General features: G+C 69.4%; 21 protein-coding genes, 1 tRNA gene and 1 pseudogene. 9 read left to right on the top strand and 14 right to left on the bottom strand.

The genetic code is table 11. The features are described 5' to 3' along the window. The first annotated feature begins 88 nt into the window (after positions 1 to 88). On the top strand, positions 89 to 1,714 hold the full coding sequence (locus BLU84_RS08900; protein ID WP_074865392.1) for an FMN-binding glutamate synthase family protein: 1,626 nt from the start codon (positions 89 to 91) through the stop codon (positions 1,712 to 1,714). A 193-nt stretch (positions 1,715 to 1,907) separates the two neighbouring features. Here BLU84_RS08900 and arsC read toward each other — a convergent pair whose 3' ends face one another. From arsC to BLU84_RS08915, 3 genes are all read right to left on the bottom strand, one after another. Next, positions 1,908 to 2,270, bottom strand: coding sequence for an arsenate reductase (glutaredoxin) (gene arsC, locus BLU84_RS08905; RefSeq protein WP_074865395.1), 363 nt, complete (start codon positions 2,268 to 2,270; stop codon positions 1,908 to 1,910). A 133-nt stretch (positions 2,271 to 2,403) separates the two neighbouring features. Next, positions 2,404 to 2,478: transfer RNA gene (locus tag BLU84_RS08910), tRNA-Val, on the bottom strand. 335 nt (positions 2,479 to 2,813) lie between these two features. Further along, positions 2,814 to 3,668 (bottom strand): hypothetical protein, encoded by an 855-nt coding sequence (locus BLU84_RS08915; protein ID WP_074865398.1) that lies wholly within the window; start codon positions 3,666 to 3,668, stop codon positions 2,814 to 2,816. 175 nt (positions 3,669 to 3,843) lie between these two features. Between BLU84_RS08915 and BLU84_RS08920 the strand changes: the two genes are divergently transcribed. Continuing rightward, positions 3,844 to 4,272, top strand: coding sequence for a hypothetical protein (locus tag BLU84_RS08920; protein WP_074865401.1), 429 nt, complete (start codon positions 3,844 to 3,846; stop codon positions 4,270 to 4,272). A 76-nt stretch (positions 4,273 to 4,348) separates the two neighbouring features. Here BLU84_RS08920 and BLU84_RS08925 read toward each other — a convergent pair whose 3' ends face one another. After that, the gene (locus BLU84_RS08925) at positions 4,349 to 4,975 is read right to left on the bottom strand and encodes a TetR/AcrR family transcriptional regulator (protein ID WP_057947969.1); all 627 of its coding nucleotides are present in this window, start codon (positions 4,973 to 4,975) and stop codon (positions 4,349 to 4,351) included. Between the two features lie 35 nt (positions 4,976 to 5,010). After that, positions 5,011 to 5,268: an acyl-CoA-binding protein gene (locus tag BLU84_RS08930; RefSeq protein ID WP_074865404.1), complete on the bottom strand. Its 258-nt coding sequence runs from the start codon at positions 5,266 to 5,268 to the stop codon at positions 5,011 to 5,013. A 155-nt stretch (positions 5,269 to 5,423) separates the two neighbouring features. Here BLU84_RS08930 and BLU84_RS08935 point away from each other — a divergent pair, with 155 nt between their 5' ends. Next, positions 5,424 to 7,427, top strand: coding sequence for an SDR family oxidoreductase (locus BLU84_RS08935; protein ID WP_074865407.1), 2,004 nt, complete (start codon positions 5,424 to 5,426; stop codon positions 7,425 to 7,427). Positions 7,428 to 7,995: 568 nt separating this feature from the next. Here BLU84_RS08935 and BLU84_RS08940 read toward each other — a convergent pair. From BLU84_RS08940 to BLU84_RS08950, 3 genes are all read right to left on the bottom strand, one after another. Then, positions 7,996 to 9,015, bottom strand: a complete 1,020-nt coding sequence (locus BLU84_RS08940) for a restriction endonuclease (RefSeq protein WP_074865410.1) — start codon at positions 9,013 to 9,015, stop codon at positions 7,996 to 7,998. Positions 9,016 to 9,418: 403 nt separating this feature from the next. Then, a complete protein-coding gene (locus BLU84_RS08945) occupies positions 9,419 to 10,003 on the bottom strand; it encodes a phasin family protein (RefSeq protein WP_074865412.1) in 585 nt (194 codons plus the stop codon). A 178-nt stretch (positions 10,004 to 10,181) separates the two neighbouring features. Beyond that, complete coding sequence (locus tag BLU84_RS08950) at positions 10,182 to 11,522, bottom strand: patatin-like phospholipase family protein (RefSeq protein WP_083382449.1); 1,341 nt, start codon at positions 11,520 to 11,522, stop codon at positions 10,182 to 10,184. Between the two features lie 276 nt (positions 11,523 to 11,798). On the opposite strand from BLU84_RS08950, the gene BLU84_RS08955 reads away from it, so the two are divergent. Further along, the gene (locus BLU84_RS08955; RefSeq protein WP_074865415.1) at positions 11,799 to 12,521 is read left to right on the top strand and encodes a DUF8198 family protein; all 723 of its coding nucleotides are present in this window, start codon (positions 11,799 to 11,801) and stop codon (positions 12,519 to 12,521) included. 106 nt (positions 12,522 to 12,627) lie between these two features. Here the strand turns inward: BLU84_RS08955 and BLU84_RS08960 are convergent, their stop codons facing one another. Both BLU84_RS08960 and BLU84_RS08965 read right to left on the bottom strand, forming a co-directional pair. Further along, positions 12,628 to 12,942 (bottom strand): hypothetical protein, encoded by a 315-nt coding sequence (locus BLU84_RS08960; protein ID WP_074865417.1) that lies wholly within the window; start codon positions 12,940 to 12,942, stop codon positions 12,628 to 12,630. Positions 12,943 to 12,946: 4 nt separating this feature from the next. Then, positions 12,947 to 13,222: a polyhydroxyalkanoic acid system family protein gene (locus BLU84_RS08965; RefSeq protein WP_040390011.1), complete on the bottom strand. Its 276-nt coding sequence runs from the start codon at positions 13,220 to 13,222 to the stop codon at positions 12,947 to 12,949. 165 nt (positions 13,223 to 13,387) lie between these two features. On the opposite strand from BLU84_RS08965, the gene BLU84_RS08970 reads away from it, so the two are divergent. Continuing rightward, on the top strand, positions 13,388 to 14,191 hold the full coding sequence (locus BLU84_RS08970) for an FHA domain-containing protein (protein WP_074866525.1): 804 nt from the start codon (positions 13,388 to 13,390) through the stop codon (positions 14,189 to 14,191). Positions 14,192 to 14,436: 245 nt separating this feature from the next. Here the strand turns inward: BLU84_RS08970 and msrQ are convergent, their stop codons facing one another. Next, positions 14,437 to 15,051, bottom strand: coding sequence for a protein-methionine-sulfoxide reductase heme-binding subunit MsrQ (msrQ, locus tag BLU84_RS08975; protein ID WP_074866527.1), 615 nt, complete (start codon positions 15,049 to 15,051; stop codon positions 14,437 to 14,439). An 83-nt stretch (positions 15,052 to 15,134) separates the two neighbouring features. Then, positions 15,135 to 16,106 (bottom strand): protein-methionine-sulfoxide reductase catalytic subunit MsrP, encoded by a 972-nt coding sequence (msrP, locus tag BLU84_RS08980; protein WP_074865420.1) that lies wholly within the window; start codon positions 16,104 to 16,106, stop codon positions 15,135 to 15,137. A 196-nt stretch (positions 16,107 to 16,302) separates the two neighbouring features. Between msrP and serC the strand changes: the two genes are divergently transcribed. The 4 genes from serC (at position 16,303) to aroA (ending at position 21,229) form a co-directional block, all read left to right on the top strand. Further along, positions 16,303 to 17,388 (top strand): 3-phosphoserine/phosphohydroxythreonine transaminase, encoded by a 1,086-nt coding sequence (serC, locus tag BLU84_RS08985; RefSeq protein WP_074865423.1) that lies wholly within the window; start codon positions 16,303 to 16,305, stop codon positions 17,386 to 17,388. Between the two features lie 144 nt (positions 17,389 to 17,532). Then, complete coding sequence (gene pheA, locus BLU84_RS08990) at positions 17,533 to 18,747, top strand: prephenate dehydratase (RefSeq protein WP_074865426.1); 1,215 nt, start codon at positions 17,533 to 17,535, stop codon at positions 18,745 to 18,747. Further along, a complete protein-coding gene (gene hisC / locus BLU84_RS08995; protein WP_083382451.1) occupies positions 18,744 to 19,913 on the top strand; it encodes a histidinol-phosphate transaminase in 1,170 nt (389 codons plus the stop codon). The genes pheA and hisC overlap by 4 nt, the downstream gene beginning before the upstream one ends. Then, complete coding sequence (gene aroA / locus BLU84_RS09000) at positions 19,910 to 21,229, top strand: 3-phosphoshikimate 1-carboxyvinyltransferase (protein WP_074865429.1); 1,320 nt, start codon at positions 19,910 to 19,912, stop codon at positions 21,227 to 21,229. Before hisC ends, aroA begins: the two co-directional genes overlap by 4 nt. Positions 21,230 to 21,323: 94 nt before the next feature. Here aroA and BLU84_RS29015 read toward each other — a convergent pair. Together BLU84_RS29015 and BLU84_RS09005 are read right to left on the bottom strand one after the other, a co-directional pair. Beyond that, a pseudogene (locus BLU84_RS29015) lies at positions 21,324 to 21,530 on the bottom strand (DUF6053 domain-containing protein); the annotation flags it as partial. Beyond that, positions 21,472 to 22,059: an energy transducer TonB gene (locus tag BLU84_RS09005; RefSeq protein WP_074865432.1), complete on the bottom strand. Its 588-nt coding sequence runs from the start codon at positions 22,057 to 22,059 to the stop codon at positions 21,472 to 21,474. The gene BLU84_RS09005 and the pseudogene BLU84_RS29015, both read right to left, overlap by 59 nt. Positions 22,060 to 22,102: the final 43 nt, after the last annotated feature.

Here is a 22,102-nt window from a genome sequence, read left to right on the forward strand (position 1 = left end):
AGCCCAAGCGCATCCCGCCCGGCCCCGTACAAATCCTGCACCTCGCCGCGGTTATGCTCGGCGCCAGCCCGTGAACTCTCCGAACGCCATGATGCGCTATGCCGTCTACGTCGCCAGCCTGGTCCTGACCCTGGTCTGCGCGGTTCTGGTTGTCCTGCATCACCCGTACTGGTTGTGGGGTCTGGCCGGTTTCGGCGCGGTCGCCGCGCTTGGAACCGCTGATCTATTGCAGACCCGCAGCACCTTGCGCCGCAACTACCCGGTGCTCGCGCACTTCCGTTACGGCCTAGAGTCGATCGGGCCGGAAATGCGCCAGTACTTCATCGAGGCCGATACCGCCGAGGTGCCGTTCTCGCGCCAGCAGCGCGCGCTGGTCTATCAGCGTTCCAAGTCGGTCAACGACGTGCGTCCGTTCGGCAGCCAGGTCGATGTCTACGGCCTGGATTACGAATGGATCAACCATTCGCTGGCGCCGACCGCGCATGTCGCCCACGACTTCCGCATCACCATCGGCGAGAACAGCGCGCAGCCGTATGCGGCCAGCGTGTTCAACATCTCGGCGATGAGCTTCGGCTCGCTTTCGGCCAACGCCATCCGCGCGCTCAACAAGGGCGCCAAGCTCGGCGGCTTCTACCACGACACCGGCGAAGGCTCGATCTCGCCGTACCACCGCGAGAACGGCGGCGATCTGGTCTGGGAAATCGGCTCGGGCTACTTCGGCTGCCGCGACGAGCGCGGCTTGTTCAGCGAAGAGCGCTTCGTCGCCAACGCCCGCGACCCCCAGGTCAAGATGATCGAGATCAAGCTCTCGCAAGGCGCAAAGCCCGGCCACGGCGGCGTGCTGCCGGCGGCCAAGGTCAGCGCCGAGATCTCGGCCACGCGCGGCGTGCCGATGGGCCAGGACTGCGTCTCGCCGGCCGCGCACACCGCGTTCGATTCGCCGCTGGGGCTGCTGCAATTCGTGGCGCGGCTGCGCGAACTGTCCGGCGGCAAGCCGGTCGGCTTCAAGCTTGCCATCGGCCATCCCTGGGAGTGGTTCGGCATCGCCAAGGCCATGCACGAAAGCGGGCTGCTGCCGGATTTCGTCGTCGTCGACGGCGCCGAGGGCGGCACCGGCGCGGCGCCGGCGGAGTTCATCGATCACGTCGGCGTGCCCATGCACGAGGCCTTGATGCTGGTGCACAACACCCTGGTCGGGCTGGAATTGCGCGACAAGATCCGGGTCGGCGCGGCCGGGCGCATCACCAGCGCCTTCGACATCGCCCGCACCCTGGCGATGGGCGCGGACTGGTGCAACGCCGCGCGCGGCTACATGTTCGCGCTGGGCTGCATCCAGGCGCAGAGCTGCCATACCGACCGCTGCCCGACCGGCATCGCCACCCAGGATCCGAGCCGCTGGAGCAAGCTCGACGTGCCGGACAAGTCCGCGCGCGTGTTCCACTTCCACGAGAACACGCTCAAGGCGTTGCGCGATCTGCTGTGCGCGGCCGGCCTGCGGCATACCTCGGAGATCGGCCCCGAGCACATCCTGCGCCGGGTCACCCCGACCGAGGTGCGCTCGCTCGGCGCGTTGTACAACTTCCTCGCACCGGGCGATTTGCTCGGCAAGATTCCGGCGCACGCGGTGTTCCAGTCGTTCTGGGCCGGCGCGCGCAGCGATTCGTTCGCCGCGCCCGACCGGGTGTTGGCGATGCGGGCGAGCAAGTCGTTCTGAGCGCAGCGGCTTGCGTGCGGTGAGCGCAGGCGAAAATCAAAATGGATTCCGGCGTTCGCCGGAATGACGGTGTTGAGGGCTGCATCCGGCCTTGAGTCGGCTCAGCTTCAGAGTTCCGTCATTCCGGCGAACGCCGGAATCCATTTTGATTTTCGCTGTCGGATCGAACCGCAACGGCCGATCCGCCCGCCGCTTACAACAGCTCCAGCACCCGCTCCGGCGGACGCCCGATCACCGCGCGGCCGCCGTGCACGAACACCGGCCGTTCGATCAGGCGCGGATGCGCGGCCATCGCCGCGATCAGCGCGTCCTCGTCGAGCGAGGTATCGTCGAGCCCGAGTTGCTTGTATTCGTCCTCGCCGCTGCGCAGCAGCTCGCGTGCGTCGACGCCGAGCAGGCCCAGCAGTTCGCACAGCTCGGTCGCGTCCGGCGGCGTTTCCAGATACGCGATCACTTCCGGCTCGATGCCGCGTTCGCGCAGCAGCTCCAGCGCGCCGCGCGATTTGGAGCAGCGCGGGTTGTGATAGAGGCGGGTAGGGGCGCGAAGCTTGGACATGGACGGACTCCTGTACGCAAAGGCGCGCCGCTGTGCGCACGCGCCGCTTTGAGCGCGCCGCAATCGAAACCTTGCGCGGGCCGGACGCGGCGCAACGAAAAAAGCCGGCTTTCGCCGGCTTCTTTCTTGCAACTGGTGGGCGGTGCAGGGTTCGAACCTGCGACCCTCGCCGTGTGAAGGCGATGCTCTACCGCTGAGCTAACCGCCCGATGTAATCGGGTCGCAAATTGTAATCGCGCGATCCGGAACTGACAAGCCTTTGCGGCCATCGATTTTCGGATCGTCCCATCCGCCGGATTGCGTCTGCGGAAACGGGGCGGGGCCGCACCGGCCGCCGCCGCGGATCGCCCTGGAAACCGCGGTAAAACGCGCCAGAACCGGGCCGGAGCCATGCGGCGGGGCCGGGTCCGGGCCGAGGCGATCCCCTGTAAGCGGGGCCGACTTCGGCGCATCGCGGCCCGGTGGGCACCACGCGGCCGCGCATCCCGGCCGAACGCGCCGCCCGGCGCCAGCGCGCCCGTCCGGCCAGGCCAGCGCCTGCGCTTACTCCAACTGCTCCTTCGCATACGCCGCATCCAGCGCTTCCATCGCGTCGAGCGGCTTGAGCTTGGCGGCCTTTTCGTAGGCCGCCGCGGCCGCGGCTTCCTGCTTGTCGCCGTGCAGCAGCATCAGCACGTTGCCGTGCTCGATGTGGGCGATCGGCGAATCCGGAGTCAGCTTGAGCGCGGTCTTGATGTGCTTCTCCGACTCGCTGGCCTTGGCGCCGTAGGTGAGCCCGCCGATCATGCCGCCGATCTTGTCGATGATCTCGGCGTGGTACAGCGCCATCGCGGTATGCGCTTCGGCGTGCTTGGCTTCCAGTTCCAGGGTCGTGTCCAGCGCGGCGCGGACCTTGCCGGCGATGCCGTCCTTGAGCGCCTTGGCGATGCTCAGGCCCTGGCTGTAGCGGCCCAGGGCGAAGGCGTAGCGGTAATGGCTGTTGGCCTCGTCCGGCAGCGCGGCGACCGCGGCCTCGGCGATCTTGGCCGCCTGCTGATAGCGCTTGAGCTGCTCGGCCTCGTCCTCGACCAGATAGGTCGCGTGGATGCCCAAGGCTTTCACCGCCACCGAAGCGCCGACCGGGCCGAGCTTCTCGCCGGCGTCGAAGGCCGCCTTGAAGTCGCCGCGATGGAACGCGCGCCAGGCCTCCTGCAGCGCCTCGGCCAGCGCGTCCGCGTCCGCGCCCTTGGGCGCGGCCTTGCCGGCGGCCTTGATCAGCGCGCCCGCGCGCTTGGCGTCCGGGAACGGCTCGGCATCGCCGGCGTGCAGCTTGGGCCAGGCTTTCTTGAGGGCGTCGCCGGCGTAGGCATAGGCCTTGGCGTCGTGCGGAAAAGCGGCCCAGGCGGTCTTGGCGGCCATGTACTGTCCTTGTTCGAACGGATCGGACCGGCAGCATCCCGCCGCGGCGGGGGGGCTGGCAAGAGGGGCCGCGCGCCTGTGCGCCGGCTGAAAGGGCTAGTGCCATTGCTCGATGCGCGCTGGCGATAGTGCGCGGGCGAAACCGTCCATTCCGGGCGGTCGACGGAGTGCGACGATGGCAGTGGGCAAGCGCAAGAAGCAGGCGGCGGCCAAGCCGGCCGCGAACCAAACCACCACGCTGCGGCACCTGTGGCTGGCCAGCTTGGGTCTGGCCGCGCTCGCGCGCCGCGAAGCGCTGGCCGGCGCCGGCCGTGCGGCCGGGCAGGTCGACGCGCTGCAGCGGCGCGTGCGCGATCTGGCCTCGGACGCGCGCGGCAACGTGGTCGGCGGGATCGAGAACGTGCGCGGCCAGGTCGAGCCGAAAGTGGTGCAGTTCAGCGCCGAAGTCGAGGCGCGGCTGGCGCCGGTGCTGGACAAGCTCGGCCTGAAGGGCCAGCGCACGCCGCGCGCCCAGCGCAAGGGCCGCAAGCCGGCGGCGAAGAAGGCCGCGGCGCCGCGTCGTGCCGCGCGCAAGCCGGCCGCACGCCGCGCGCGCAAGGCTTGACACCGAAAGGGCGCCGAATGGCGCCCTTTTTCGTTGCGGCGAGAGGTTTGCCGACCGCGTTCAGCCGCGGCCGGCCTCAGTCGAGATACGCGCGGATCAGCGTGTTCAGGTGCATCCGCTCGGCATCGCGCAGGAACGGCGACAGCAGCATCATCACCTGGACGATGCCGTCGCGGATCGCCGCGTGCTCGTCCTTGTCGCCGCGCGCGGCGGCGTAGTTGAGCCAGAACGTCGCGATCACCAACACGTTGGTGGCGGTGGCCGCCAGCTCGTCGCCGGACGCGCGCATGACCCCGGCCTGCGACAACCCGCGCATGACCAGGTGGGCCTGCTCGTCGGCGCGCTTGAGGATGCGCGCGAAGCGCATGCGCAGGCGGCGGTTGCGGCTGAGGATCTCGACCAGATCGCGGTAGAGGAAGCGGTAGTCCCAGATGCACTCGAACACCAGGTGCAACTGCAGCCAGATGTCCTCCAGCCCCGGCAGGCGCCCTTGCGGCGCGGCCAGGGCGGCGTCCATGCGCTCCTCGAATCGAGCGAACAGCTGCTCGATGATGTCGTCCTTGTTGCGGAAGTGGTAGTACAGATTGCCGGGGCTGATCTCCAGCTCGTCGGCGATGTGGTTGGTGGTGACGTTGGGCTCGCCTTGCGCGTTGAACATGATCAACGCGGCATCGAGGATGCGTTGGCGGGTCTGTTTCGCCATCGTGCGGCCGGGGGAAGGCGGGGCGGGGCGCGGCGTCAGCCGCGCAGCTTCTTGACCAGATCGACGTACTTCTTCTTGGCTTCGGCCTGATCGGTGCCCTTGAGCTTTTCCCAGGCCTCGTACTTGGCCGTGCCGACGAAGTCGAAGAAGCCGGGCTTGGGCCCGTTGACATCGCCTTCGGCGCCCTGCTTGTACAGCGCGTACAGGCGCAGGAGGGTGTCGTTATCGGGGCGTTCGGGCAGGGACTGGACGTCCTTGGCGGCTTGTTCGAATGCGGCTTGGATATCGGACACGGCGGGCCTCTCCTGGGCACCAGGTTGAGGCGGCATCACACCATGCGCTCCGGAGTGGGTCAATACGGAAAGGAATTGTTACCGCGCCCGCGCTCTGGCACCGTAGCGTCATGCCGCCGCAACGGCGGCCGATCGGGGCCATCCAGGAGAGGGGTATGAGCTATTTCGTCACCGGCGCGACGGGTTTCATCGGTCGCTTCCTCGTCAGCAACCTGCTGAAACGCAAGGGCACGATCCACGTGCTGGTGCGCAAGGATTCGCAGAAGAAGTTCGACGCCACGGCCAAGAAGATGGGTTGGGACCTCAAGCGGGTGATCCCCGTGGCGGGCGACATGACCCAGGCCAAGTGCGGGCTGACGCCTGCGCAGATCCGCTCGCTGAGCGGGAAGATCAAGCATTTCTTCCATCTGGCGGCGATCTACGATCTCACCGCCAGCGCGCAATCGCAGCGCGCGGCCAACATCGACGGCACCCAGCACGCGCTGGACCTGGCCGCGGCGCTCAGCGCCGCGCCGGCGTCCAATCTGGTGTTCCATCACACCAGTTCGATCGCCGCCGCCGGCATGTACCCGGGCGTGTTCCGCGAGGACATGTTCGACGAGGCCGAGGGCCTGGACGATCCGTACCTGCGCACCAAGCACGATTCCGAGGGCCTGGTCCGCGCCGAGAAGCGGGTCAAGTGGCGGATCTACCGCCCGGGCATGGTGGTCGGCCATTCGCAGACCGGCGAGATGGACAAGATCGACGGCCCGTACTACTTCTTCACCTTCCTCAAGAAGCTGCGCGAGATGCTGCCGCCGTGGATGCCGATGCTCGGCGTCGAGGGCGGGCGGATCAACATCATCCCGGTCGACTACGTGGTCGACGCGATGGACCACATCGCGCACAAGCCCAAGCTCGACGGGCATTGCTTCCACCTGACCGATCCGGAGCCGCAGCGCGTCGGCGAGGTGCTCAACACCTTCGCCCGCGCCGGCCACACGCCGGAGATGACGATGCGCATCGACGCGCGCATGTTCGCCTTCGTGCCCAGCGGCATCCGCGGCGCGGTCGGCAACCTGCCGCCGGTGCGTCGCTTCGTCGGCATGCTGCTGCGCGACTTCAAGATTCCCAAGGAAACCCTGAAGTTCATCACCTATCCGACCCGCTTCGACAACCGCGAGACCGAGCGCGCGCTGCGCGGCAGCGGGATCAAGGTGCCGCACCTGGACGACTACGCCTGGCGCCTGTGGGACTACTGGGAACGCCACCTGGATCCGGACCTGTTCGTCGACCGCACGCTTAAGGGCAAGGTGCGCAACAAGGTCGTGGTGATCACCGGCGGCTCGTCCGGCATCGGCCTTGCGACCGCGGAGAAGGTCGCCGCGGCGGGCGCGGTCACCATCATCGTCGCGCGCGGCGAGGAGGAACTGTTCAAGGCCCGCGACGCGATGAAGGCGCTCGGCGGCAAGGTCTTCGCCTACACCGCGGATCTGGCCGACATGGCCGACTGCGACCGCCTGGTCGAGACCATCCTCAAAGAGCACGGCCACGTCGACATCCTGGTCAACAACGCCGGCCGCTCGATCCGTCGTTCGATCGAGCTCAGCTACGATCGTTTCCACGATTTCGAACGCACCATGCAGCTCAACTACTTCGGCAGCCTGCGCCTGATCATGGGCTTCATGCCGAAGATGACCGAGCGCCGCAAGGGCCACATCATCAACATCTCCTCGATCGGCGTGCTGGCCAACTCGCCGCGGTTCTCGGCCTATGTGGCGTCGAAGGCCGCGCTGGACGCGTTCAGCCGCTGCGCGCAGGGCGAGCTGTCGGGCAAGGGCATCAGCTTCACCACCATCAACATGCCGTTGGTGAAGACGCCGATGATCGCGCCGACCAAGATGTACGACAGCGTGCCGACGCTGACGCCCGACGAAGCCGCCGACCTGGTGGTCAAGGGCATCATCGAGCGGCCCAGCCGCATCGCCACGCGCCTGGGCATCTTCGCCTCGGTGGTCAACGCGCTGGCGCCGAAGGCCTACGAGGTGGTGATGAGCACCGCGTTCGAACTGTTCCCCGACTCGGCCGCGGCCAAGGGCGACCGCAAGGGGCTCAAGGACGAACACGCCAACAGCGAGCAGATCGCGTTCGCGGCGTTGATGCGCGGCGTGCACTGGTAAACCCGCTCGCATCGCAAGCAGACGAAGCCCGGCCCCGCCGGGCTTCGTCGTTTTAGCTATCCGCGCAAGCTGCCTGGGCTCTCTGTAGGAGCGGCGCAAGCCGCGACCACGACACCTCGCTGACGGCGCAACCTTGCAAGCGCAGTCGCGGCTCGCGCCGCTCCTACAGCGGCTTGCGGCTGCTGCGCAGCGTCGGCATCAGGCAAAACGCACGAAGCCAGGCAGCGCCGGGCTTCGTCGTTTCAAGCATTCACGCAACCCACCTGGGCTCCCTGTAGGAGCGGCGCAAGCCGCGACCGCGACACCGCGCATACGGCGCAACCTGGCAAGCCCGCAGTCGCGGCTCGCGCCGCTCCTACAGCGGCTTGCGGCCGCTGCGCAGCATCGGCATCAGGCAAAACGCACGAAGCCCGGCAGTGCCGGGCTTCGTCGTTTCAAGCACTCACGCAACCCACCTGGGCTCCCTGTAGGAGCGGCGCAAGCCGCGACCGCGACACCTCGCTGACGGCGCAACCTGGCAAGCCCGCAGTCGCGGCTCGCGCCGCGCCTACAGCGGCTTACGGCCGGCTCAGTAAGCCTTGCACTGGAAGAAGCGCACCCGGCTGTTGCTGTTCGGCGGCGGCTGCAACTGCACGCGCGAGGAGCGCAGTTCCGGATAGCGCTCCAGCAATTGGCAGATCGCGTCGACGTCCTGCTTCTGGGCCTCGCTGAGCCGGTAGATCAGCAGGTTCGACGCGGTTGACCACAGCGCGCGCTCGGTGCCGGGCAGGCGCGCGGCGCTGCGGATCACTTCGGCGCGGTCGGCGTCGGCGTCGCCGGTGGATGCCGACGGCACCGGCGCGGCCGGTTGTTGCGGCGCGGGCGGCGCGACGGGCGCCGGCTGCGGCGTGTCGGCGGCCGGCGGGGTGGGTGCGGGCGGCGCGTCGTCGCCATCGCCGGCGGCGGGCGCGTCGGTGCCGGCCGATGCGGGCGTCGGCGTCGGCGCTTCGTCGGGCAGCAGTTGCGGCACCAGGAAGCCGACGATCAGCGCCAGCGCGATCGCTGCGCCCCAGGCGGCGACGATGGTCTGGATGCTGCGCTTCTGCGCCGCGGCGATGATTTCGTGGCGGGTCGAGGCCGGCAGTTGCGGTTCGACCAGTTCCCACAAGGTCTCGCCGCTGTACAGGTCCAGCCCGTCGGCGACGCGCTCGGAGTTGGTATCGAAGCGGCCGGTGGTGACCAGCAGGCCGCCGGCGGCGCCGTGGAAGCGCACCGCGTCGGCCAGTTCGGCCACGGTCGCGGCCGGCACCTTGTAGTCGCCGTCGCCGAGCTTGCACGACAGCAGCCAGGGCTTGCCGGCGCGCAGCAGGCGCAGTTCGGCCTGGGTGCCGCGGGCCAGCGATTCCTCCACCGATTCGGCCTCGAAACCGCGATCGCGCAGCGCCTCGACGATCAGGCGCGCGAACTCGCGCCAGCGCATCTTGGCCAGGCCGGCGATGCCGGTGGCGACTTCAGTGCGATGACGGCGATACGACCACAGGTAGGCGGTGGACCCCAGGCCGATCGTCAGCGCGACGGCGGCAGCGGACCACAGGGAGAAACTCGACATGTAACGCTAGGCCCATAAAAGACGCTGAGGATATACGGCTTCAGACATATGAATTCCACGCGAATTGCGACGCAGTTCGCGGATTCGATGTGTGCGGGGTCTGCCGTTCACGAGGAAACGCGGCAGCGGCGCGGCCGTGAAAGGCTTGAGCGGCGAGCGCGCAGAAACGCGAAGCGGGCGAAAGCAACTTCGCCCGCGTCCCATTCCTGCGCGCTGTCTGCACTTGTAAGAAAGCCCGCCAGTCCGAAACCGTAAGGGGAGGGGAGCATACGGAAGCGCGGACTGGCGGGCTTAAGCGGGCCTCGCGCCCGAGCGGCGCGAGACGGTGAAGCGGTACGGCGGATCAGTGATACCGCGCGTTCGTGTCAGCGCCTAGGACGCTGATGCGACCGCGCCGTGAAACTCAGGGCGCGACCGGCGGCTTGGGCTTGGCCACCGCCTTGCGCGGCGCCTTGGCCTTGGCCGGCTTGGCGGCGGCAGCGGGCTTGGCGGCCTTCTTGGCCGGCTTGCGCGCCGGCGCGGCGCCGCCGCCCTGGCGGCGAAGCTCGGCGGTCAGCGCGTCGACGCGCTCGCTGAGTTCGGCCAGATCGTCGCGGCCCGGCACGCCGAGCTTGACCAGGGCGCGCTGCACGCGCTCTTCGAACACCTTTTCCAGGCGGTCCCAGGTGTCGGTCGCGCGCTCGCGCGCCTGGCCGACCTTGGACTCGACCACATCGCGCAGCGCGCCGGCCTGGCCGCCGGTGAACTTGCGCGCGGTCTGTTCCAGGTTCAGGCCTTCCTTGACCAGGCCTTCGAACAGCTTGGTGCCTTCGGCCTGGGCGCGGCCGAACGCGCCGACGCCGGCCAGCCAGATCTGCTGCGCCGATTCGCTCAGGGTCTTGGACAGGCGCTCGGCCTGTTCCTGCGCGCCCGCGCCCTTGCCGGCGGCGCCGGCGGAGCGGGTCTTGCCCGAGGTCTTCTTCGCGGTCTTCTTGAACTTGGCGGCCATGGACGTCCTGTGATTAAGGTTAGTGCTGTGGCCTCACGATGGGGCCGCTGTCTAGAGTATTCACACCAGCGCAGCGCAACGATCGCGCGCTGCGTCGCGGATGCGCGGCGAAAACGCGAAGGGCGGGAAGCCTGCGCTTCCCGCCCTCGCATTCATCGGTCTTGGTGCGCGTGGCGCGTCAGTGCGCGGGCGCCGGTCCGCGCTTGCGCGGCCGCCGTTTCGCGACCAGCCGGTCGACGTCGTCGAGCGCGCGGCGCAGGCGCGCGGTGGTCTCGCTGTCGCGCGCGGGCGGGGCGATGCCGTCGAGGATCGAGCGCTCGGGGTCGGCCAGCACTTCTTCGCGCAGGCGCAGGCCGTGCGCGGCCAGGATCGGCGCCAGCTGTTCGGCGCGCGCGCGCAGGTCGGCCAGGGTGTTGCGGTAGGCGATTTCGCAGATGCGCCGGCGCGCGGAGAAGCTGAAGGCGTTGGTGAAGAACAGTTCGCGGTCTTCGGCGTTGGGTTCGAACACCAGTTGGTCGATGTCCGGGTATTGCTGGGCGTAGCGGGCCAGGCCGACCTGCATGCGCGATTGCAGCAGGGTGCGGAAGGTCTGCGACAGCACCGCCGGCAGGCCGCCGGCGGCGAGGCTGTTGTCTTCGGCCACCGCGGCGCCGTGGCTGTGGTTGAACGGCACCAGCGGGTTGAGCCCGATCAGCAGGTCGATGCCGCGTTCGAGCACGACAGAGGCGTGCATGGTCCGGCGCAGGGCGCCGTCGACGAAGTGGCGGCCGTCGATGTTGACCGGCGGGTACAGGCCGGGCAGGGCGGCGCTGGCTTGCACCGCTTTGGAGATCGGCACCTCGTCCCAGCCTTCGCCGCCGAAGCGCACCGCGTCGCCGCTGTCGATGTCGACGGCGACTACGTACAGCTCGGCGTCGAGTTCGCGGAAGTCGTTGCTGCGGCCGCGCCGGGTGAACACTTCGCGCAGGAAGCGTTCGACTTCGCTGTTGTCGAACAGGCCGTTGGGGATCAGGCCGCCGAAGCGGGTGATCAGGTCGGACCAGCGCGCTTCCAGCGGCGAGAACAGCAGTTCGCGCCACCACTCGGTGGCCAGGCGCGGGAAGCTGGCGGCGCGCTTGAGGTATTCGACGAAGGCCGGGCGCATGAAGGTTTCGGGCCGGAATTCGACGTCGGCGCTGTCGCCGGTGACGAAGATCCGGCACATCTCGGCGGTGTCCATGCGGTTGGCCAGGCCGGCGGCGAGGAAGGCGCCGCTGCTGACGCCGACGTAGCAGTCCAGCCGGGTCAGGTCGAGGCCTTCGATGGCTTCGTCGAGGGCGCGCAGGGCGCCGAGTTCGTACATGCCGCCGATCGGGCCGCCGCCGGCGATGGCCAGGCCGATGCGCGGGGCCGCGGCGGGGTCGCGTTGGGCGGGGGCGTCGTCGCGTTTGCGCGTGCTTTTCGCGGTGCCGGTGTTCTTGCTTCCTTTCGCCGCCGGCTTGCGGCTCGCCCGGTGGCGGGCGGAATGGAGTGACAGCATGTGATCGGCGGCACGGCCTTGGCGGTAGTCGGTCGAGTGTAGCCCAGCGGGGCGGGGCGTCCAGCGGGGGTGTACGAAGGTCGAAGGGCGTCGGGGTGGGGGCAGCCTCGGGTCCGGGAGGGCCTCCTCCTGGACCGGGCCTTTGGCATGGTCCAGGAGGAGGCCCTCCCGGACCCGAGGCTTTCGTCGTGGTTTGTGGTTCGTGGTGAGGGGCGCTGCGATCTTCGATCGCGTCGCTCTTGCGAGCGCGCGGGGCTCCCGCGATCATCGGTTCCGATGTCCAGAACATCCGACCTCAGCCACCGCATGGCCTGCCTGCTGTCCAGCCACCAGGCCCTGCACGATCCCGAGCGCGAGCCGCGCAACCGCCTGCGTTGGCTGCCGGAGCTGCGGCAATGGCAGGCGCGCCGGCTGGAGGCCAGCTTCGACCGCTTCCTGCGCGATCCGCGCCGGCGCCCGGCGGCGCAGTTCTTCCTCAGCGACGTCTACAACGACCGCGATTTCAGCCGCCGCGACGCCGACATCGCGCGGGTGCTGCCGATGATGCAGAAACTGTTGCCCGGACCGTTGCTGGCGACGGTGGCCGATGCGATCGAGCTGGGCCTGCTGACCCAGGCCTTCGACCTGCGCATGAGCGAGCGCCTGCACGCGCTCGCGCCGCGCCGGCGCAAGCTCGACGGCGCGCTGTACGCGCAGGCCTATCGCGCCTGCGGCCTGCCGCGGCTGCGCGAGCATCAGATCGGGTTGATCGAGAACGTCGGCCTGGGTCTGGGCAAGGCGGTGCGCATGCCCGGCATCCTGACCCTGCTCAAGCTCTCGCGCGGGCCGGCCAAGGCCGCCGGGCTGGCGGAATTGCAGGGTTTTCTGGAACGCGGCTTCGCCGCGTTCGCGCAATTGGGCGACGTGCGCGAGTTCATCGCCGAGATCGGTTCGGACGAGCGCGACATAGCGCAGCGCCTGTTCGACAGCGACCCCGATCCCTTCCCCGGCCTCGAGTAGCGGCCGATCCCGCAACCGCCCCCTGTAGGAGCGGCGCGAGCCGCGACCGCGGGGTTACACGTTTGCGGCGCAACCTGGAACCCCGCGGTCGCGGCTCGCGCCGCTCCTACACGGTGCCCACGGCGCTCACGAACGCGGGCAGGCTCTCGCGCCACTGCGCGCTGACGATCTTGTCGAAGTAGAGCCTGCGCCCGCTGGTTTGCGCATCGACGTAGGCCAGGTCGGCCAGCCGCTCGGTCGGGCCGCCGAGCGGCGCGAACAGGAAGAAATCGAGCCGTTCGCGCGAATCGCCGCGGCTCAGCCGCCAGACGATCCGCTCGCGTTCGACATAAAACGGCTCGTGCGCGCCGAATTCGCCCTCGACCCGCCAGCCTTCGCGTTCGAGGGCGTGTTTGAGCTCGGTCAGCCGGGCCCGGGTCACGCGCTTACTTGAACTTTTCTTCCAGCACGCGGCGGATCTCGGCCTCGATCGGGCCCTTCATCGCGCCGAGCAGGAAGCCCAGCTGGGCGGTCACGCGCAGGTGCTCGGGGCCGACCGCGATCTTGCCGTCGACGCCGCTGCGGGCGAAGTTGAGCACGTCGCCGTCCCAGCCGTATTCGACGTCGAAGCGTTCGGCGAGCTTCTTGGCCACGTCCTCGACGGCCTTGCGGGCCTTGGCCGGGGCCAGCGAATGCGGGTGTTGGATATCGATGCTGGGCATGTCTGGGTCTCCCTGGAAGCCGGTTATTGTGCGGGCAGGGACGGGCGCATCCAAGCCCGCCGCGACATGCGCATGCGGGTCGCCGCGGCCGGCGCCGGCGTCGTTCATGCGCCGCCGCGCGCAGCAGGGTGTGCCTGGCGCCGCAACCTGCTAGATTTCCGCCGGGTGAGCGCCCTCAAACTGCGATACCCCAACCGCGAGCATGGCGACCTGGCGTTGAAGCCGGGCGTGCACGCCATCGGCCGCGATTCGGCCGGCCGCACCGTGCTGGTCGACGACGCCGATGCGGCGATCGCGCAGTTCAGCGTCGACCGCCGCGGCGTGTGGCTGCAGGTGCGCGACAGTCTGCACGGGCTGCACGTCAACGGCCGGCCGGTCAAACGTATGGCGATGCTGCGGCCCGGCGACGCGATCTTCATCGACGGGGTCGAGCTGCTGCTGGTGGCCGACAAGCCCGAGCCGGCGCCGCCGTTCGGGGTCGAGATCCCGGCCGATTCGCGCATGGTCGTGCGCGGCGTCGGCGGTGTGCATCACGGCCGTTGCTACACCTTGGAGCAACCCAAGGTGATCGGCCGCGCCGGCGATTGCGACATCCGCATCAACGAGCCGGCCTTCGCCGACCGCCACGCGCGCCTGGAGGCGCACGCCGACGGCGTGGTGCTGCGCGATGTGGGCTCGCTCGACGGCAGCGTGGTCAACGGCCAGCCGGTGCGGCACGCGCTGCTCAAGCCCGGCGACCAGTTGCTGCTCGACGGCCAGCACCGTTTCGTGATCGAAGCGCCGACCCGCCGGCTCAGTGCCGCCGACGCGCTGCAGGCGCAGCTCGCCCAGGAACAGGCGGCGAACGAAGACAAGCCCACGCCGCCGTCGGCGCTGCCTTCGTCGGTGCGGCGCATGCCGTGGCTGCTGCTGGCGGCGGTGGTGATGGCGGGGCTGCTCGGCCTGTTGCTGCTCTACGGCGCGCGCTGAGCCGCCGATCGCACGCGAGCTTCGATGCCCCCTTGTAGGAGCGACGCAAGTCGCGACCGCGCCACTGCGCTTGCGACGCAAGCCCGAAGCCCCGCAGTCGCGACTCGCGTCGCTCCTACAGCGGCTGCGGCCGTTTCAGCGCGACTGGGGTTGGGCAGCTCCCTGTAGGAGCGACGCAAGTCGCGACCGCGCCACCGCGCTTGCGACGCAAGCCTGAAGCCCCGCAGTCGCGACTTGCGTCGCTCCTACAGCGGCTGCGGCCGCTTCGGCGCAGGCTTGGACAGGCGCTTCCACAGCCGCCAGCCCAGCAATACCGCGAGGATGCCGGCGTACAGCGCCGGTTCGCGGATGTCGGATTTCACCAGCCACCAGAAATGCAGCACCGCCAGCACGGCGATGGCGTAGACCAACTGGTGCAGCCGTCCCCACAGCCGGCCCAGGCGCCGCATCATGCCCTGGGTGGAAGTGATCGCCAGCGGGATCAGCAGCAGCCAGGCGAGGAAGCCGACGGTGATGTAGGGGCGCTTGGCGATCTCTTCGAAGATCTGGGTCCAGTAGCCGCGCAGGTCCAGCACCAGATAGGCCGCCAGGTGCAGGCTGGCGTAGAAGAAGGCATACAGGCCGAGCAGGCGGCGGAAGCGCAGCAGCACCGGCTGGCCGGTCAGTTGCCGCAGCGGCGTCACCGCCAGCGCGATCAGCAGCAGGCGCAGCGCCCACAGGCCCAGGCGGTGCTCGATCTCGGCCACCGGGTCGGCGCCCAGGCCGCCCTGGCCGGTGCTGAATTCCTGCCAGATCTGCCAGCCCAGGATCGCGGCCGGGGTCAGCGCGAGCAGGTGGGCCGCGGCCTTGGCCGCGATCACGCCGGGCGGGGTTTTGCGCGGCGCGGCTTTGCGGCGCGCGGCGGGCGCCGCGACGGTAGCGGCGGGGACGGCGTCGCTCATGCTCAGAACCAGGTCTTGAGGTTCATGCCCGCGTACAGGCTGGCGACCTGATCGCCGTAGCCGTTGAACAGCCGGGTCGGAATGCGTTCGGCGAACAGCTTGCTGCCGCTGCCGGCGATGCGGCGCTCGGTCTTCTGGCTCCAGCGCGGGTGGTCGACGTTCGGGTTGACGTTGGAGAAGAAGCCGTACTCGTCGGGCTGCAGCGAGTTCCAGGCTGTGGCCGGGCGGCGTTCGACGAAGTTGATCGCGACGATCGACTTGATGCTCTTGAAGCCGTACTTCCACGGCACCACCAGCCGCAGCGGCGCGCCGTTCTGCTGCGGCAGCGGCTTGCCGTACAGGCCGGTGGCGAGCAGGGCCAGCGGGTGCATGGCTTCGTCGATGCGCAGGCCCTCGCGGTAGGGCCAGTTGATCGAGGGATAGGCGATGCCGGGCATCTGCTGGCGGTCGGCGAGGGTGGTGAAGGCCACGTACTTGGCCTTGGAGCTGGGTTCGAAGCGCTTGAGCACCTCGCCCAGCGGCACCCCGAGCCAGGGGATCACCATCGACCAGCCCTCCACGCAGCGCAGCCGGTACACCCGTTCCTGCGGCGCCAGGCCCTTGACCAGGTCCTCCAGCGCCAGCTTGCCGGGCTTGGCGCATTCGCCGCCGACCGCCACCGTCCACGGGCTCAGGCGCAGGGTCTTGGCGGCCGCGGACGGGTCGCCCTTGCCGGTGCCGAACTCGTAGAAGTTGTTGTAGCCGGTGATATCGGCGTAGGTGGTCAGGGTCTCGTCGGTACGGAACCCGGCCTTGAGCTGTTCCGGGCTGGCCGGCTTGGCGCCCGGCGGCGGCGGGGCCTCGGCGCCGGCGCAGCCGGACAGGCCCAGGGCCGGGCTCAGCGCCAGCGCCGCCAACAGGCGCCGGCGCTCGCGGTAGACGGCCTCGTCGGTGATCTGGGAGGCGGGGATGGTCAGGGCATCGCGCAACGACATGGGACGGCTCCGAACGGCGGCAACGGGCCGGCGCGGCGGGGGCGCCGCGCCGGGAACGGTGGTAAGACGAACTACGGACCGTTTCATTCCATAGAGGCAGCCGGCGCGGCAAAAGTTGCGCGAGTAACGACACGTACACGCGGTGCTGCACTGCGGCATACTCAGGGACCACCCCCCAACTGCCACGGAGCTACCGATGTCCCGCGCTTTCAACTTTAGTGCCGGTCCCGCGACCCTGCCCGAACCGGTCCTGCTGCAGGCGCAGTCGGAACTTCTGGAGTGGAACAACGCCGGGGCCTCGATCGTGGAACTCAGCCACCGCGGCCCCGAGTTCATCCAGGTCGCCGCCGAGGCCGAGCGCGACCTGCGCGCGCTGATGGCGATTCCCGACGACTACGCCGTGCTGTTCCTGCAGGGCGGCGCCACCGCGCAGCAGGCGCTGATCGCGCTGAACTTCGCCAACCCCGGCCAGGCCGTGGACTACGTGGTCACCGGCCACTGGGGCAAGACCGCATTGAAGCAGGTCAAGCCTTATGTGAGCGCGAACGTGGCCGCCAACGGCGAGGCCGGCGGCTTCCGCGACATCCCGGCGCGGGCCGAGTGGAACCTGTCCAAGGACGCGGCCTACGTCCACTACACCGCCAACGAGACCATCCACGGCGTCGAGTTCCGCGATATCCCCGACACCGGCGACGTGCCGCTGGTGGCCGACTTCTCCTCCTCGATCGCCGCCGAGCCGCTGGACGTGTCCAGGTTCGGCGTGATCTACGCCGGCGCGCAGAAGAACCTCGGCCCGGTCGGCGTCAGCGTGGTCATCGTGCGCCGCGACCTGCTCGAACGCGCCGGCCAGCCGCGCGCGGACATCTTCGACTACCGCTCGCACGTCAAGGGCGAGTCCATGCTCAACACCCCGCCGACCTGGAACTGGTACCTGGCCGGGCTGGTGTTCAAGTGGATGCTGGCCGAAGGCGGCGTGGAAGAGTTCGCCAAGCGCAACGCGCGCAAGGCCGGCCTGCTGTACGACGTGATCGACAACTCCGGCGGCTATTACCGCAACGAAGTCGCCGCCGCCGCGCGCTCGCGCATGAACGTGCCGTTCTTCCTCAAGGACGAAGCGCTGGACAAGCCCTTCCTCAAGGAAGCCGAAGCGGCCGGGCTGATCTCGCTCAAGGGCCACCGCGCCCTGGGCGGCATGCGCGCCTCGATCTACAACGCGATGCCGGAGGCGGGGGTTCAGGCCCTGGCGTCCTTCATGCGCGACTTCCAACAAAGACACGGGTGAGCGACCGCGCTTAGCCGATGCCCTATCGGCATCGGCTGCGGTCGCGAGCGCCCGGCCAGGGATGGCCGGGCCGGACGATCCGAAGGAGGCAGCGAGTAGCGCCATGGACGGCTACGCGCTTGCTTCGGACACAACGACACGCATATGACCACCAAATCCAGCAAGAACAAGCCGGCCGCGGCGAAGACCAAGGCCCCCGCCGGCAAGAGCGCGGACAAGAAGAAAGCCGCCGCCAAGGCCCAGGCCGAACCGGCCGCTGCCCCCGCCGAACCCGTAGCCGCCGTGCCCGACCTGGCCACGCTGCGCACACGCATCGACGGCATCGACCGCCACATCCAGCAGCTCATCGCCGAGCGCGCCCAGTTCGCCAACCAGGTCGGCAAGGCCAAGGGCAAGCTGGCCGCAGCCGTGGACTACTACCGCCCCGAGCGCGAAGCGCAGGTGCTGCGCCGAGTGGTCGACCGCAACGACGGCCCGCTCAACGACGAAGTGCTGGTGCGGCTGTTCCGCGAAATCATGTCGGCCTGCCTGGCCCAGCAGGAGCCGCTGAAGATCGGCTTCCTCGGTCCGGAAGGCACGCACTCGCAGCAGGCGGTATACAAGCACTTCGGCCATTCGATCCACGGCCTGCCGCTGGCCAGCATCGAGGAAGTGTTCCAGGAAGTGGAGGCCGGCAGCGCCGACTTCGGCGTGGTGCCGGTGGAGAACTCCACCCAGGGCACGATCCAGTCGACCTTGGACATGTTCCTGACCTCCAAGCTCAAGATCTGCGGCGAAGTCGAGCTGCGCGTGCACCAACACCTGCTCTCGCGCGGCGGCCGGATCGAGGATATCGAGCGGGTCTACTCACATCCGCAGTCGTTCGCCCAGTGCAAGGCGTGGCTGCGCCAATACCTGCCCAAGGCCGAGAAGATTCCGGTGTCGAGCAACGCCGAAGCCGCGCGCCGCGCGCGCAATTCCGACGATGCGGCGGCGATCGCCGGCGTCGCCGCGGCCAACGTGTACGGGCTGCGCAGCGTAGCCGGGCCGATCGAGGATCGGCCGGACAATACGACGCGTTTCTTGGTCATCGGCCGCGAGCTGTTCTCGCCCTCGGGCAACGACCGCACCTCGCTGCTGATCTTCATCAAGGACCAGCCCGGCGCGCTGTACAACGTGCTGTCGCCGTTCGCCAAGCGCGGGCTGAGCATGAACCGGATCGAGTCGCGTCCCGGCCACACCGGCCGCTGGCAGTACGCGTTCTTCGTCGACATCGGCGGCCACGTCGAGGAAGACGCGATGCGCGAGGCGCTGGAGGAGCTCGAAGAGCTCGCTCACGAGGTCAAGGTGCTGGGGTCCTACCCGGTAGCGATCGCATGAGCGAGCGGGCACTGCAAACGTCCGGCGCTTCCACGGCGCCGGCGTTCGACGAAGCGTGGTTCGCCTCCCGCGCCCAGCCGGGCGTGCAGCGGCTCAAGGCCTACGACCCGGGCCACGACCTGGTCGCGCTGCGCCGGCAGTACGGCGAAGCCCATCTGGTCGAGCTGGGATCCAACGAGAATCCCTACGGCCCGTCGCCGGCCGCGCGCGCGGCGATCCTGGATTCGCTGCACGCGTTGCACCGTTATCCCGACCCGCTCGGCGGCGACCTCAAGCGCGCGCTGGCGCGCAAGCACGGCGTCGATACGAAGCAGATCCTGCTCGGCAACGGCTCGCACGAACTGCTGATGCAGCTCGGCCAGGTGTTCGCCGGCCCCGGCGAAGAAGTGGTGTTCTCGCGCTACGGCTTCGCCGTGTTCGCGCTGTCGACCCAGGCGGCCGGCGCGCGCATGACCATCGTCGATGCATTGCCGCGCGAGGCGGCGATGCCGTGCGGGCACGACCTCGACGCCATCGCCGCGGCGGTGAGCGCCGACACCAAACTGGTGTACGTGGCCAATCCGAACAATCCCACCGGCACCTGGTTCGGCCGCGAGGCGCTGGTCGAATTCCTCGACAAGATCCCGCCGCAGGTGATCGTGGTGATGGACGAGGCCTACGCCGAGATGGCCGACGCGCCGGATTACGCCAGCGCGTTGAGCGTGCTGGATCGCTATCCCAACGTCGCGGTGACGCGCACCTTCAGCAAGGCCTATGGCCTGGCCGGCCTGCGCGTGGGCTATCTGATCGCGCAGCTGGGTTTGATCGCGGTGATGGACCGCCTGCGCGAGAGCTTCAACGTCAACGGCCCGGCGCTGACCGCGTGCGAGGCCGCGCTCGGCGACGACGACCATCTGCGCTGGGCCTGCGCACGCAACGCCGAGCAGCGCGCCGCGCTGGCCGAAGCCTTGAACCGGCGCGGCCTGCGCGCGTTCCCGTCGCAGACCAACTTCGTCCTGGCCGAATTCGGCGCGCGCACGCCGCAGGTGGAAGCCGCGCTGGTCGCGCGCGGGGTGATCCTGCGGCCGATGGGCGGCTACGGCCTGGGCGACTGCATCCGCATCAGCGTCGGCTCGGCCGACGAGAACCGTCGCCTGCTGGCGGCATTGGACCAAGTGCTGGCATGAGCGCGAGCGATTCTTCCCAAGCCTGGACCGCCGGTCCGGGCGCCGCGTTGCGCGGTTCGATCCGGGTGCCGGGCGACAAGTCGGTCTCGCACCGCGCGGTGATGCTCGGCGCGCTCGCGCAGGGCGTCACCCGCGTCACCGGCTTTCTCGAAGGCGAGGACACCCGCGCCACCGCGCGTGTGTTCGAGCAGCTCGGCGTGCGCATCGAAACGCCGAGCGCGAGCGAGCGCATCGTCCACGGCGTCGGCCTGCACGGCCTGCGCGGCAGCGACGCGCCGCTGGACTGCGGCAACGCCGGCACCGGCATGCGCCTGCTCGCCGGTGCGCTGGCGGGGCAGGGCTTCGACAGCGTGCTGATCGGCGATGCGTCGTTGTCGAAGCGGCCGATGCGGCGCGTGACCGAGCCGCTCGCGGCGATGGGCGCGCGCATCGACACCGTCGAGGGTGGCCTGCCGCCGCTGCGCATCCACGGCGGCCGCGAACTGCGCGGGATCGAATACACCTTGCCGGTCGCCAGCGCGCAGGTGAAGTCGGCGCTGCTGCTGGCCGGCTTGTACGCGCAGGGCGACACCGTGGTGCACGAACCGCACCCGACCCGCGACTACACCGAGCGCATGCTCGCCGCGTTCGGCTGGCCGATCGAGTTCTCGCCCGGCTACGCGCGCCTGAGCGGCGGCCACGCGCTGCGCGCGACCGATGTCGCGGTGCCGGCCGACTTCTCCTCGGCGGCGTTCTTCCTGGTCGCCGCGAGCGTGATTCCGGGTTCGGAGCTGCTGCTCGAAGCGGTCGGCATGAACCCGCGCCGCACCGGTTTGTTGTCGGCGCTGCGGCTGATGGGCGCGGACATCGTCGAAGAAAATCCGCGCAGCGAAGGCGGCGAGCCGGTCGCCGATCTGCGCGTGCGCCACGCGCGCCTGCGCGGCGTCGAGGTGCCGCAGGCGCTGGTGCCGGACATGATCGACGAGTTCCCGGCGCTGTTCGTCGCCGCGGCGGTCGCCGAAGGCCGCACCGTGGTCAGCGGCGCGGCCGAGCTGCGGGTCAAGGAGTCCGACCGCATCGCGACCATGGCCGTGGGCCTGCGCGCGCTCGGCGCGAACATCGAGGAAACGCCCGACGGCGCGATCGTCGACGGCGGCGCGTTGGGCGGCGGCGCGGTGGAAAGCCACGGCGACCATCGCATCGCGATGAGTTTCGCGGTGGCCGCGCAGTTGGCGGCGGGCGAGGTGCGGATCGGCGATGTGGCCAATGTGGCGACCTCGTTCCCGGGCTTCGAGGAACTGGCGGCGAAGGCGGGGATGCGGGTCGGCCACGGCTGAGTCGAGCATCGCCGCTGCACCCACAAAAAAGCGGCCTTCGGGCCGCTTCTTTGTGGGTGGGCTTCAGGCCCGACATTTTTTCTTTTGTGGGAGGGCCTTCAGGCCCGATGCTTTTCGGCCGGGTCGCCGCGACCTGTGACAAAAGCATCGGGCCTGAAGGCCCTCCCACAACAGCAAACGCGAACCGCTCGTGTGGGAGGGACTTCAGTCCCGACGCTCTGCGTTCGGATCGCCCGAAGCTATTACTGCATCGGCCGGAATTCCACCGGCTGTTCGACCACCGACGCCACCTCGCGCCCATTGCGCGTAGCCGGCTTGAAGCGCCAGTCGCGCACCGCGACCATCGCGGCGCGGTCGAGTTCGCGCGAACCGCTGCGGCGGGCCACGGCGACATCGTCGGCGCGGCCGTCGGCGCCGACATTGACCCGAAGCACCACGGTGCCGCCTTCGCCGCGGCGCAGCGCCGCGACCGGATAGCGCGGCGGCGGGTTGCGGCCCAGCGCCAGCGCGTCGGTGGCGCGCGGCTTGGCCGCGGCCTTCTTGTCGCTGGCGGCCTTGGCCACGTTCTTGTTCGGTGTGGCGAGGGCCTTGTCGGCGTCCGTACCGGTCGCCGGCGTGCGCTCGATCGGCGGCAGCGCCATTACCGGCGCCATCGGCGTGGGCGCCGGCGGTGCCGGACGCTTGCCGTAGAGATACCAGCCCAGGAACGCCGACCCGAGCAGGATCAGCAGCAGCCACAGGCCGGTGCGGCCTGCCGATTCGCCGGTCGCGGTCTGCGCCGCGTCGGGTTGCGGCGTCTGGGAATCGATGGAATGTGATGCAGTGCTCATGCCGACCTCCTTTCGGCGAACCCGGGGGATGGTTCGCGGAGGC

The organism is Lysobacter enzymogenes (assembly GCF_900106525.1).
In the GTDB taxonomy this organism is placed as follows: Bacteria; Pseudomonadota; Gammaproteobacteria; order Xanthomonadales; family Xanthomonadaceae; genus Lysobacter; species Lysobacter enzymogenes.

What these genes read in the sequence shown, in the direction of transcription:
- BLU84_RS08900 (WP_074865392.1), top strand. Translation starts at nt 89, where the DNA reads ATGATGCGCTATGCCGTCTACGTCGCCAGCCTGGTCCTGACCCTGGTC.
- arsC (WP_074865395.1), bottom strand. Translation starts at nt 2,270, where the DNA reads ATGTCCAAGCTTCGCGCCCCTACCCGCCTCTATCACAACCCGCGCTGC.
- BLU84_RS08915 (WP_074865398.1), bottom strand. Translation starts at nt 3,668, where the DNA reads ATGGCCGCCAAGACCGCCTGGGCCGCTTTTCCGCACGACGCCAAGGCC.
- BLU84_RS08920 (WP_074865401.1), top strand. Translation starts at nt 3,844, where the DNA reads ATGGCAGTGGGCAAGCGCAAGAAGCAGGCGGCGGCCAAGCCGGCCGCG.
- BLU84_RS08925 (WP_057947969.1), bottom strand. Translation starts at nt 4,975, where the DNA reads ATGGCGAAACAGACCCGCCAACGCATCCTCGATGCCGCGTTGATCATG.
- BLU84_RS08935 (WP_074865407.1), top strand. Translation starts at nt 5,424, where the DNA reads ATGAGCTATTTCGTCACCGGCGCGACGGGTTTCATCGGTCGCTTCCTC.
- BLU84_RS08940 (WP_074865410.1), bottom strand. Translation starts at nt 9,015, where the DNA reads ATGTCGAGTTTCTCCCTGTGGTCCGCTGCCGCCGTCGCGCTGACGATC.
- BLU84_RS08945 (WP_074865412.1), bottom strand. Translation starts at nt 10,003, where the DNA reads ATGGCCGCCAAGTTCAAGAAGACCGCGAAGAAGACCTCGGGCAAGACC.
- BLU84_RS08950 (WP_083382449.1), bottom strand. Translation starts at nt 11,522, where the DNA reads ATGCTGTCACTCCATTCCGCCCGCCACCGGGCGAGCCGCAAGCCGGCG.
- BLU84_RS08955 (WP_074865415.1), top strand. Translation starts at nt 11,799, where the DNA reads ATGTCCAGAACATCCGACCTCAGCCACCGCATGGCCTGCCTGCTGTCC.
- BLU84_RS08965 (WP_040390011.1), bottom strand. Translation starts at nt 13,222, where the DNA reads ATGCCCAGCATCGATATCCAACACCCGCATTCGCTGGCCCCGGCCAAG.
- msrP (WP_074865420.1), bottom strand. Translation starts at nt 16,106, where the DNA reads ATGTCGTTGCGCGATGCCCTGACCATCCCCGCCTCCCAGATCACCGAC.
- serC (WP_074865423.1), top strand. Translation starts at nt 16,303, where the DNA reads ATGTCCCGCGCTTTCAACTTTAGTGCCGGTCCCGCGACCCTGCCCGAA.
- pheA (WP_074865426.1), top strand. Translation starts at nt 17,533, where the DNA reads ATGACCACCAAATCCAGCAAGAACAAGCCGGCCGCGGCGAAGACCAAG.
- hisC (WP_083382451.1), top strand. Translation starts at nt 18,744, where the DNA reads ATGAGCGAGCGGGCACTGCAAACGTCCGGCGCTTCCACGGCGCCGGCG.
- aroA (WP_074865429.1), top strand. Translation starts at nt 19,910, where the DNA reads ATGAGCGCGAGCGATTCTTCCCAAGCCTGGACCGCCGGTCCGGGCGCC.
- BLU84_RS09005 (WP_074865432.1), bottom strand. Translation starts at nt 22,059, where the DNA reads ATGAGCACTGCATCACATTCCATCGATTCCCAGACGCCGCAACCCGAC.